This is a genomic window from Chamaesiphon polymorphus CCALA 037, from assembly GCF_003003845.1.
GTDB classification, from domain to species: Bacteria; Cyanobacteriota; Cyanobacteriia; order Cyanobacteriales; family Chamaesiphonaceae; genus Chamaesiphon; species Chamaesiphon polymorphus.
The window spans coordinates 1-9,638 of record NZ_PVWO01000203.1 but is presented as its reverse complement, the minus strand read 5'-3'; the positions used below and the strand labels follow the sequence as shown (position 1 = coordinate 9,638).

Annotated in this window: 10 protein-coding genes; all 10 read left to right on the top strand. The window is 44.9% G+C overall.

Annotation, left to right across the window (positions count from 1 at the left end; genetic code table 11):
- A partial coding sequence (locus C7B77_RS15810) for a restriction endonuclease subunit S (protein ID WP_146138348.1) occupies positions 1–918 on the top strand: 918 nt, incomplete at its 5' end.
- A 3-nt stretch (positions 919–921) separates the two neighbouring features.
- Entirely contained in the window at positions 922–1,233 is a 312-nt protein-coding gene (locus C7B77_RS15805; RefSeq protein ID WP_106306687.1) for a DUF4926 domain-containing protein, read from the top strand.
- A gap of 34 nt (positions 1,234–1,267) precedes the next feature.
- The gene (locus C7B77_RS15800; RefSeq protein ID WP_106306684.1) at positions 1,268–1,543 is read left to right on the top strand and encodes a FitA-like ribbon-helix-helix domain-containing protein; all 276 of its coding nucleotides are present in this window, start codon (positions 1,268–1,270) and stop codon (positions 1,541–1,543) included.
- Positions 1,544–1,545: 2 nt separating this feature from the next.
- Positions 1,546–1,968, top strand: coding sequence for a type II toxin-antitoxin system VapC family toxin (locus C7B77_RS15795; protein WP_106306681.1), 423 nt, complete (start codon positions 1,546–1,548; stop codon positions 1,966–1,968).
- Positions 1,965–5,117: a type I restriction endonuclease subunit R gene (locus tag C7B77_RS15790; RefSeq protein ID WP_106306679.1), complete on the top strand. Its 3,153-nt coding sequence runs from the start codon at positions 1,965–1,967 to the stop codon at positions 5,115–5,117. The genes C7B77_RS15795 and C7B77_RS15790 overlap by 4 nt, the downstream gene beginning before the upstream one ends.
- 201 nt (positions 5,118–5,318) lie before the next feature.
- Complete coding sequence (locus C7B77_RS15785; RefSeq protein ID WP_106306676.1) at positions 5,319–5,639, top strand: single-stranded DNA-binding protein; 321 nt, start codon at positions 5,319–5,321, stop codon at positions 5,637–5,639.
- A gap of 230 nt (positions 5,640–5,869) precedes the next feature.
- Positions 5,870–6,346 (top strand): hypothetical protein, encoded by a 477-nt coding sequence (locus tag C7B77_RS15780; protein ID WP_146138347.1) that lies wholly within the window; start codon positions 5,870–5,872, stop codon positions 6,344–6,346.
- Positions 6,347–6,458: 112 nt separating this feature from the next.
- Positions 6,459–6,899 carry a hypothetical protein gene (locus tag C7B77_RS15775; RefSeq protein ID WP_106306670.1) on the top strand — a complete coding sequence of 147 codons (441 nt, stop codon included), beginning with the start codon at positions 6,459–6,461 and terminating at the stop codon, positions 6,897–6,899.
- Between the two features lie 232 nt (positions 6,900–7,131).
- A complete protein-coding gene (gene iscB / locus C7B77_RS15770) occupies positions 7,132–8,382 on the top strand; it encodes an RNA-guided endonuclease IscB (RefSeq protein ID WP_106306667.1) in 1,251 nt (416 codons plus the stop codon).
- Between the two features lie 156 nt (positions 8,383–8,538).
- Positions 8,539–9,483, top strand: coding sequence for a DUF5895 domain-containing protein (locus C7B77_RS15765; RefSeq protein ID WP_106306664.1), 945 nt, complete (start codon positions 8,539–8,541; stop codon positions 9,481–9,483).
- The last annotated feature ends 155 nt before the right edge of the window (positions 9,484–9,638 follow it).

The following is a 9,638-nucleotide window of genomic DNA, read 5'->3' as shown; positions in this document are numbered from 1 at the left end:
ACTAAAGACATGGCTTTTAATCAAGATATTAAAGCTGTTATTCCTGATAACTCACTTATAAATACAGAATATCTAGCTTATTGGATGCTTTCATCTAAATATCATTTAATGAGTTTAGTAGAATCTGCATCTCACGGAACAGGTCGAATTAATACAAGTGTTTTAAAGTCTATTAAAGTTAGTTGTCCTACATTAGAAGAACAAAGGTCTATTGCTAAAATTCTTGGGAACTTCGATCGCAAAATCGACAACCTCAGAAAACAGAACGAAACCCTAGAAGAAATCGCCCGATCGATCTTCAAGCATTGGTTTATAGATTTCGAGTTCCCCAACGCTGACGGTAAACCCTATAAGTCCTCTGGGGGGGTGATGGTTCGATCGGAGTTAGGCGATATCCCCGAAGATTGGCGTGTTGGGAAGCTGGGAGATATTGCTTCATTTAATAATGGCAAATCTCCTCCAGAAAGAAGTGAGGAATTCGATATACCAATCTATGGTTCAAATGGAATTATCGGAAAAGCAAATATAGCAAATTATCACAATATCATAATCATAGGGAGAGTTGGCAGCTATTGTGGCAGCCTTTATTATTTCTTGGGTAGATGTTGGGTAACTGATAATGCAATGATTGGAAAAGTCAGAAATGCAGACAATCACGCATTTTTATATTTTATCTTGCAAAAAATTGGATTAAATAGGCTTAGTACAGGTTCTGGACAACCATTGTTGAACCAAACGATATTATCTTCAATTGAATGGATTTTACCTCAAAATATTCACATAGAAAATTTTGAGATTACTGTTAAACCATTCTTTCAAAAAATGCTCTTAAATAACAATCAAATTCAAACTCTAACGAAAACCCGCGATACTCTTCTCCCTAAACTGATGAGCGGTCAACTTCGCGTTGAGGTGTAAACGATGAAACCAGAATTACTTGATACGATCGAACTCTTGGTCAACTTGCCAGAGCGTCAACAATCGATCGGCTCTCAAGGCGCGATCGTAGAATGCCATGACCTCAATCATTTTGAAGTCGAATTCAGCAACGAAGACGGCGAAACCACAGCACTGTGCGTTCTAACTCCCCAGCAGTTTATGGTCGTTTGGCAGGCTCAAACCAAACAATGGCTCACCGCTACCGATAAAATTACCGCTATTTTTGACAACTTACCCGAAAATAAACGCGAAGAAATTTTAGATTTTGCTCGTTTTCTCTATCAGAAAGCTTAAATTATATTAAAGTCATATATCTTTGCCTTTTGCCATGTCTAACATCACCATTCACCAACTAGAACCAGACCTCAGCCATCGTTTAGAACAACGCGCCGCCCAACACGGACGGACGATCGAAGATGAAATTAAATCTATTCTGTCTAGTGTATTAACTCCAGAACCATCACCCCAAATCGTTGGCGTAGCCTCTCCTATGGAGAATCTTGCCACCACGATCGATCGCCGCTTCGCCGATCTAGGTGAATTTGAAATCCCCGAAACTCCCAGAGATGCCATGAGAGCGGCTCCCAACTTTGCGGCAGAATAACCATGAAGATCGTTCTCGATACCAACGTATTATCCGAACTGATGAAGCCCCAAGGATTAGTCACCGTCAAAAGTTGGGTTGGCGCACAATCTAGGGAAAACTTATATATAACCAGCATTACTAAAGCTGAAATCCTCTATGGCATCGCGATCTTACCAGAGGGTAAACGCAGCCAGATGTTGAGAACAGCCGCCGAAGCGATGTTCCGCGAAGACTTTGCCGGACAGATGCTCGATTTTGACGATCGAGCCGCAAGCTGTTTTGCCGAGATCGCCGCACATCGCAAGAAAATCGGTAAGCCCCTCGCCCAAGCCGACGGGCAGATTGCCGCGATTTGTCTGGCAAATAACGCCACGATCGCCACTCGCAATGTTGATGATTTCATGGATTGTCAAATAGAGATTATTAACCCTTGGAATCTATGAAGTCCCTCAGCGAAGACGAGATCGAACAGTATCAGCTCCAGCTTCTGCAAAGCCTGGGTTATGCCTACATCAACGGCTACGACATCCAACCCGAAGGTCGGAACCAAGAGCGAGAAAGCTTTGGTGATGTGGTTTTAGTCGGTAGGTTAACTCATGCGATCGATACCCTCAATCCATCTATTCCCCCCGATGCCAGACACCAAGCCTTGCGGGAAATCATTAACATCGCCAGCCCCGATCTTCTCAACAACAACGAAACCTTCCACCGCTACCTCACCGAAGGCATCACCGTTGAGTACCAAAAAGACGGTGAAACCAGAGGAGAACCAGTTTGGTTAATTGACTGGGAGCATCCCGAAAACAACGAATTTTTAGCAGTGAATCAATTCACCGTCATCGAAGATAACCGCAACCGCCGCCCAGACATCGTGCTGTTCGTTAATGGTCTGCCCCTAGTGGTGGTAGAACTCAAGAACGCCGCCGACGAAAAAGCCAATCTTAACGCCGCCTACAACCAGCTTCAAACCTACAAACGCGAGATTCCCAGCCTTTTTACTTACAATGCCCTACTGGTCATCTCCGATGGCTTACAGGCGCGGGCTGGCTCCCTCACCGCCGACTTCAGCCGCTTCTCCACTTGGAAAACACACGATCCCGAACGAGATATCAACGAACTAGAGATCCTGACCAACGGCATGTTGCAACGGTCTACCCTGCTCGACCTGATCCGCCACTTCACCGTCTTTGAGAAATCCAAAACCGAAGACCTCGACACCAAAATCATTAGCATTACCACCGTTAAGAAAGTCGCTGCTTACCACCAATACTACGCCGTTAACAAAGCCGTGGAATCAGTTGTGCAAGCGACCTCCACAACAGGCGATCGCAAAGGCGGTGTCCTGTGGCATACCCAAGGTAGCGGTAAGTCGCTATCGATGGTCTTTCTAGTCGGAAAACTGGTAGTCGAAAACCACCTCCAGAACCCAACGATCGTGATGTTGACCGATCGTAACGACCTAGACGACCAGCTCTTTGGTACCTTTGCCGACTGTCAGCAGTTGCTCAGACAAACACCCCAACAGGCTGACAGCCGCGAAAGGGTGCGGGAATTATTGAATGTGAATTCCGGTGGGATTATCTTTACTACCGTGCAAAAATTCTCCCCCGCCGACGGCGAAAGCCTCTATCCCCAGATTAGCGATCGCACCAATATTATCGTCATGGCTGATGAAGCCCATCGCAGCCAGTATGGATTCAAAGCTAAACAGGTAGATATCCTCGATGCCGATGGTAATGTCGTGGGCAAGCGCACCCAATACGGCTTCGCCAAATATCTCCGCGATGCCCTGCCCAACGCATCATTTGTGGGCTTCACTGGCACCCCGATCGAACAGTCCGATGTCAACACCCCCGCCATTTTTGGGGACTATATCGATATCTACGACATCGCTCAGGCTGTAGTCGATGGAGCCACCGTACCCATTTATTACGAAAGCCGCCTAGTACCCGTGGATTTAGACGAAACAGGGCGACAGCTTCTCGACGAGCTAGACGACGATCTGAGCTTTGAAGAACTCAGCACCACCCAAGCCGCTAAAATTAAACAGACTAGCATTGTAGCGATCGTTGGTTCGACCAAACGCTTGCAACAAATCGCCCCCGATATCATCAATCACTTTGAGGCAAGGCAGAAAGTGAATAAGGGTAAGGCGATGATCGTCACCCTCAATCGCCAAATTGCCGTCAATCTCTATGACGAAATTATCAAACTTCGCCCCGATTGGCATAGCGACGATCTCAGCGGTGGCAAAATTAAAGTTGTCATCACCGCCAACGCCTCAGATGAGGGAAATCTGGTCAAACACCACACCAGCAAAACTAATCGTCAAAGCCTCGCCCAGCGTCTCAAAGACCCTGATAATAGCCTGGAACTCGTTATCGTCTGCGATATGTGGCTGACGGGCTTCGATGCGCCCTGTCTGCATACCATGTATATCGATAAACCCCTCAAAAGCCATAACCTGATGCAAGCGATCGCCCGCATCAACCGAGTTTTCCTCGAAAAACAAGGCGGACTGATCGTAGATTATCTGGGTCTGGCTGCCGAACTCAAAAAATCCCTCGCTTTCTACTCCCAGAGCGGCGGACAGGGCGATCTCGCTCTCGATCGAGATGTCGCGGTAGGACTGATGCTAGCCAAACTAGAAACCGTCGCGCAGATTATGTCTGGCTTTGCCTACGATCGCTATTTCAGCACCGATACTGGTGAGAAACTAAATATCCTGATCGGAGCTGCCAACCATGCCGCCGCTCCCAGTATCAAAGACCGCTTTCTCACCGAAGTTAATGCCCTGTCTAAAGCCCATTCCCTCGCCGTTCCCCATCCCGACGAGATCGCCGCTTCCGAGTTAATTTCCTTCTTCCAAGCCATCCAAAGCAGCCTTAGAAAGCTCGATGGTAGTGACAACGGCATTACCCACCGAGAAATCGAAACCGCCATTCGGCAGGTAGTAGACCAAGCCCTAGTCTCGGATGCCGTGATTAATATTTTCGACGAAGCCGGAATTAAGAACCCCGACATCTCGATCGTTTCCGATGAATTTATGGCCGAAATGCGCGGCATGGAGCACAAAAATCTCGCCGTCGAACTGCTCCAGAAACTACTTAAAGATGAAATTAAACATAGCAGCCGAACTAATATCGTCCAAAGTCGCAAGCTAGCTGAAATGTTAGATGATGCCCTCCGCCGCTATCGCAGCCAAGCGATCGATGTCATCGATGTGTTAGAGGAATTACTCGAACTCGCCAAGGATACCAAAGCCGCAAACGCTAGGGGTGAAGAACTCAAATTAGAGCCTTACGAACTAGCTTTCTATGATGCTCTATCGCAAAACAACAGCGCACGGGAAATCATGGGGGTAGATAAATTGCGGGAACTAGCGATCGTTTTAGTGCAGAGAATTAGAAATAATGCCTCGATCGACTGGAACCTCAAAGAAAGCGTCCGCGCCCGAATGAAAGTCGCAGTTAAACGCTTACTCAGACAGTATGGCTATCCCCCAGATATGGAAGCTCTAGCGACAGAATTAGTCTTAGAACAGGCTAAGGTGTTTACCGAATACGAAGTTTCAACACAATCGAACGTTTAGATCGTTTTGTTCAAACATTCTAGTAGTCCGATCTTCTATTGTAGTGAATAAATCTTAGTTATCTGTGCTAAACATAGACGGCTTTTTTGTTTATTGGTTGTGAGAATTGTAGGTTGTTGGTGCTTAGTATCAACAATCTTTCTTGTAAATTACTTGCGAGAAAATTCTCATCCCATCCACTCACTTTATAGGAGATTTTCCATGACAATGTTCGTAACTATTTCCGGTCGCGTCGGTCGTAATGCTGAATTCAAAGACATTCCACTCAAAGATGGTAGCGGCTCCTTTGAAATTGCCGAATCTTCTCTAGCCGTAACACCAACCAGAGATGTAACTGACTGGTACGGACTCAAATTACAGGGCGATTCTTTGCTCAAAGCTTCTGAGTACGTCCAGAAAGGCCAAGTACTTTCTGTTGTCGGCGAACTAACTATAGAAACTTGGTTAGATGATGAAAATAACCATAGATTCAAGCCAGTAGTTTTAGTCAAGCAATTGCAGTTGGCAGCTAAATCAAATTAGCAACTAACCCAAGTTGCTAGTTATAGATTGTTAGTAGGTGTAGGGGAAAGGGGAAAGGTTAAAGGGTAAAGAATACTGCAATTTCCTTTTCCCTTTACCCCTTACCCTTTACCCCCTTTCACTAGCAACTTACGTTACTATTTATTTCCTACTTTTTCTATTCTTTGTGAGAGCTTATCGATCGATAGGCTCTCTTCTTTTTGTTTGCACTCACTTTTGGAGATTTTCTAATGAATACTTTCACATCCAATATCGTTATTCTCACCACCGAAACAACCGATAAAGATATCGTTGGCAGTGCCATGACTATTAGCGGTATCGCCCTTAAATATGCCGTTGCTAATAACGAGGTCAATTCCTCTATTTTCCTGCCAGAATCCCAATTAGTCGCAACTGGCACCATGCGAATCGCTACAGAACTTGCGACGATGGGCGTTCGCATTACTAACATCTTGGCTGTATTGAGCGTTCCTAGTGCGCCTGCCGAAGCTCCCATCCAAGAGTCACAAGCCGATACTCCCCTCAATCTAGATCCCGCGCATTTAGAAACGTTAAAACTCGAAGATCTCAAAGCTATCGCCAAGCAATTGGGTGTTGGTGCCACCAAAAATAAGAAATCGCTGTGGATCGAGGCAATTCTTGCTACTACCAATCCGGTAGAAGCTCCTTTAGAAATTGCTGTAATTGAAGAGCCGATCGCTTCCTAATTGAAACTCTCTACTAACTAAAAGTAATAAGTAACACTCCTGTTATTTATTACTTTTGAGTTAAATAAAAAAGGTCTTTCGACTTTTTACTATAATAATTTTCTTCATTATTATGACAGTATCTCCGATAAAAAGGCAAGTAACCGACAATAGCTTCATATTTACCGAACTGTTACCATCTTTAGTAATCTGTGAAGCAAGTCGAGACATCCATAATTGGGTCAATGACGAGGGCGAGCATCCAGCTTTCCTAGTTTACATAGGCTACAATATCCCCCAAGAACGAGAAGATTGGATCGTGCAATTGCAGATGTTCTGGAAAATTCCCATAGAAAATATCTCCTACCGTCATTCGACTAGAGTGAAGAGCTACTGGTGGGAGATGAAGATTAGGGGGATGCAACGATTCTCCGAGCCGGAAGTATTCGACCTCGACTACTTAACTGAATCTAAACAATACGGTTTAGACTTTTTGCAGTATTTGATTCAGATAAGAATGGAGGAAGATGCGTATGATAATGCGATCGTAACTAACATCATCACCAGGGGTTAATTAAACCTACTTAAATCTGTGCAAACAGATTGATTCACCCACCAGGGACAGGATTAGACCTCCGTTAGAGCGGTCATGACACCTACGAATTCGCTAGTTCGATTAGCTCTGTCGGCTGAGATTAAGGACTGCTCGAAAGGTTTATAGAGCAAGTGTCTCAACCCAAACAAGCCAGACTCTAACATTCCCGAAGCTCACATTACTAAGGACTAGTCAAACCGACCAAAACACTATGAGCAATTACGTTTTTCTGATTGATGCTAACAAACAACCAATGAATCCAATTCATCCAGCTCACGCTCGAAAATTGATGGAATTAGGTAAAGCTGCTGTATTTCGGATGTATCCCTTCACATTAATCATGAACCGAATAGTGGATAAGATTATCACTTATCCCCTTTCACTAAGGATCGATCCAGGTTCTAAACTCACCGGAATTTCAATCGTAAATAATCGAGATGAAGTTATTTGGGCAATGGAGCTGCAACACCGAGGATGGGTAATTAAAGATGCGCTTGAAACAAGAAAAGCCGCGCGTCGCGGTCGTCGTAACCGACACACTCGATACCGTCAAGCTCGATTTCTCAATCGCAAACGCTCTAAAGGTTGGCTAGCTCCAAGCCTGATGCACCGAGTTTTGACGATCGAAACATGGGTAAAACGATTAATAAAATTCTCGCCAGTGGCAGAGATTCGGCAAGAGTTAGTTCGGTTTGACACTCAAGCAATACAGAATCCCGAAATCTCTGGAACCGAGTACCAGCAAGGGACACTAGCAGGGTACGAGGTGCGGGAATATCTCTTAGAGAAGTGGGGGCGGAAATGTACTTACTGCTCTAAAGAATGCGTGCCACTACAAATTGAGCATATCCAAGCACGGGCGAACGGCGGGACAGACCGAGTTTCTAACCTGTGTCTGGCGTGTGAGAAGTGTAATCAGAAAAAAGGAACAAAAGACCTTAAGGATTTCTTGAAAGGCAAACCTGACTTGGTTTCTCGGATTCTCAAACAAGCGAAAGCACCGCTCAAAGATGCGGCGGCGGTCAACTCCACTCGCTGGAAGTTGTTTGAGACGCTGAAGGTACTTGGACTTCCCGTTACCACTGGGACAGGTGGACAGACCAAGTACAACCGCACTCGGCTAAGACTTCCGAAAGAACATTGGTTAGATGCGGCGTGTGTGGGTGTGACTGAATCGCTCAAAGTGTTGACCAGTAAAATCCTCAAGGTGAAAGCAACAGGCTACGGAACTCGTCGCCTGTGTCGGATGGATAAATTCGGCTTCCCTTGCTCCAAGCCACGCCAATCGTACAAGACTTCTTGGAAAACTGGCGATATTGCTCGAACGATCGATCGCATCATCGGTCGTGTTGTGGTTCAAAACGAGAAACGGTTAGAGGTTCGAGTAAATGGAAAACGCCACTATTGTAAACCTGATGAGGTAAAACCTATACACAGAAAGGATGGATACAGCTATGCCTAAATTTGCACAGAATTTTACCAACTGGAGAACCGCTTCGTTTTAGAGCCTTACTTTTCTATTCGTTGTGAGAGACGGACTTTAACAAGTTTTTCTCCATCCAAGAACCAATCTTAACCGAGGTTGGTTCTTTTTATATCTTTCATTCTGAGGTCAATCATGACTGTTACTAGCAATAAATATCTAACTCAAGAGTATAACTCAACCGATTTCAATTTTCCTTACGTGCAAGCAGTGCGCGGTGAAGTAGACTCTAACCACTGCGGTTTATTTATTCCCATCTCCCAAATTAATAAATGTGGTTGGAAAGAGGTAGATCCCGCCATGACGATCGAATATACCTACAACAACGGCAGCGTTGAAACTGGCATCATGCTAACAAAACCACGGATGGCAATCGCCGCTATTAGTAAGTTAGGTACGTTCGATCGCGCTGCCACTCAGCAAGAGCAAAATTTGGTAATCGTTGGGGAGTGGAAACGCGAACACAAAGAGGATAATAATCTTGGCAATTTCCAAATTTATTTAGTAATGCTTCTCGATGAAAATAATCAAACACTCCACGATATTCCACTCAAGTTAGTTGCTAAAGGAGCGTTTCAAGCTAGTTTGAGTGAGAATTGGCAGCAATTTTGCACCCATATGGCTAGACTTAAAGCGAAGGCACGAAAAGCCCCATTTCGTCCGCAAAACGAGATATTCAATAGTTTGTGCGTCTTTTGCCCGATCTTCAAACGTCAGATGGTGGGTGGCAAAACTAAATCGCCAGCGTGCTATGTCAATGGATATGTAGAGCCAAATACTGAGAATTGGCTCTCATTCTTTGTCGGTACTGATGAAATAATTGCCGACCAAATCGTTGAGATTATGAATCCACAACCGCGCCTACTCTTACCCGCACCAGTACAAAATATGACAGCAATTCCGAGCAATTTAGAATCACCGAAACCTGCGCTCGCTCCGGCTGCAAATCCAATCCCAACTGCAACTCAAGCTCAAACTAAAATGGTAACGAACGATTTCTTACCAACTAAACACACACAAGACGAACCAGCGATCGAAGTACCAGCCCAAACGGTCGAAGACGATCGCATTCCATTTTAATCATGGTAGAGATTTTTCTTGTTAACTACAAGGATACTCTAGAACCATACCGTAAAGAGAAAGGTAAATATTATTGTCCTGCTTGCGGCAATCATAATTTGTCTTTCTCGCAAAGCGGTCATTGGAACTGCTGGAATACTCCTACCAGAGAGCAT

Bases quoted from the DNA above. Each gene is read 5' to 3' on its own strand.
- iscB (WP_106306667.1), top strand. From the start codon at position 7,132: ATGAGCAATTACGTTTTTCTGATTGATGCTAACAAACAACCAATGAAT.
- C7B77_RS15765 (WP_106306664.1), top strand. From the start codon at position 8,539: ATGACTGTTACTAGCAATAAATATCTAACTCAAGAGTATAACTCAACC.
- C7B77_RS15795 (WP_106306681.1), top strand. From the start codon at position 1,546: ATGAAGATCGTTCTCGATACCAACGTATTATCCGAACTGATGAAGCCC.
- C7B77_RS15785 (WP_106306676.1), top strand. From the start codon at position 5,319: ATGACAATGTTCGTAACTATTTCCGGTCGCGTCGGTCGTAATGCTGAA.
- C7B77_RS15780 (WP_146138347.1), top strand. From the start codon at position 5,870: ATGAATACTTTCACATCCAATATCGTTATTCTCACCACCGAAACAACC.
- C7B77_RS15775 (WP_106306670.1), top strand. From the start codon at position 6,459: ATGACAGTATCTCCGATAAAAAGGCAAGTAACCGACAATAGCTTCATA.
- C7B77_RS15805 (WP_106306687.1), top strand. From the start codon at position 922: ATGAAACCAGAATTACTTGATACGATCGAACTCTTGGTCAACTTGCCA.
- C7B77_RS15800 (WP_106306684.1), top strand. From the start codon at position 1,268: ATGTCTAACATCACCATTCACCAACTAGAACCAGACCTCAGCCATCGT.
- C7B77_RS15790 (WP_106306679.1), top strand. From the start codon at position 1,965: ATGAAGTCCCTCAGCGAAGACGAGATCGAACAGTATCAGCTCCAGCTT.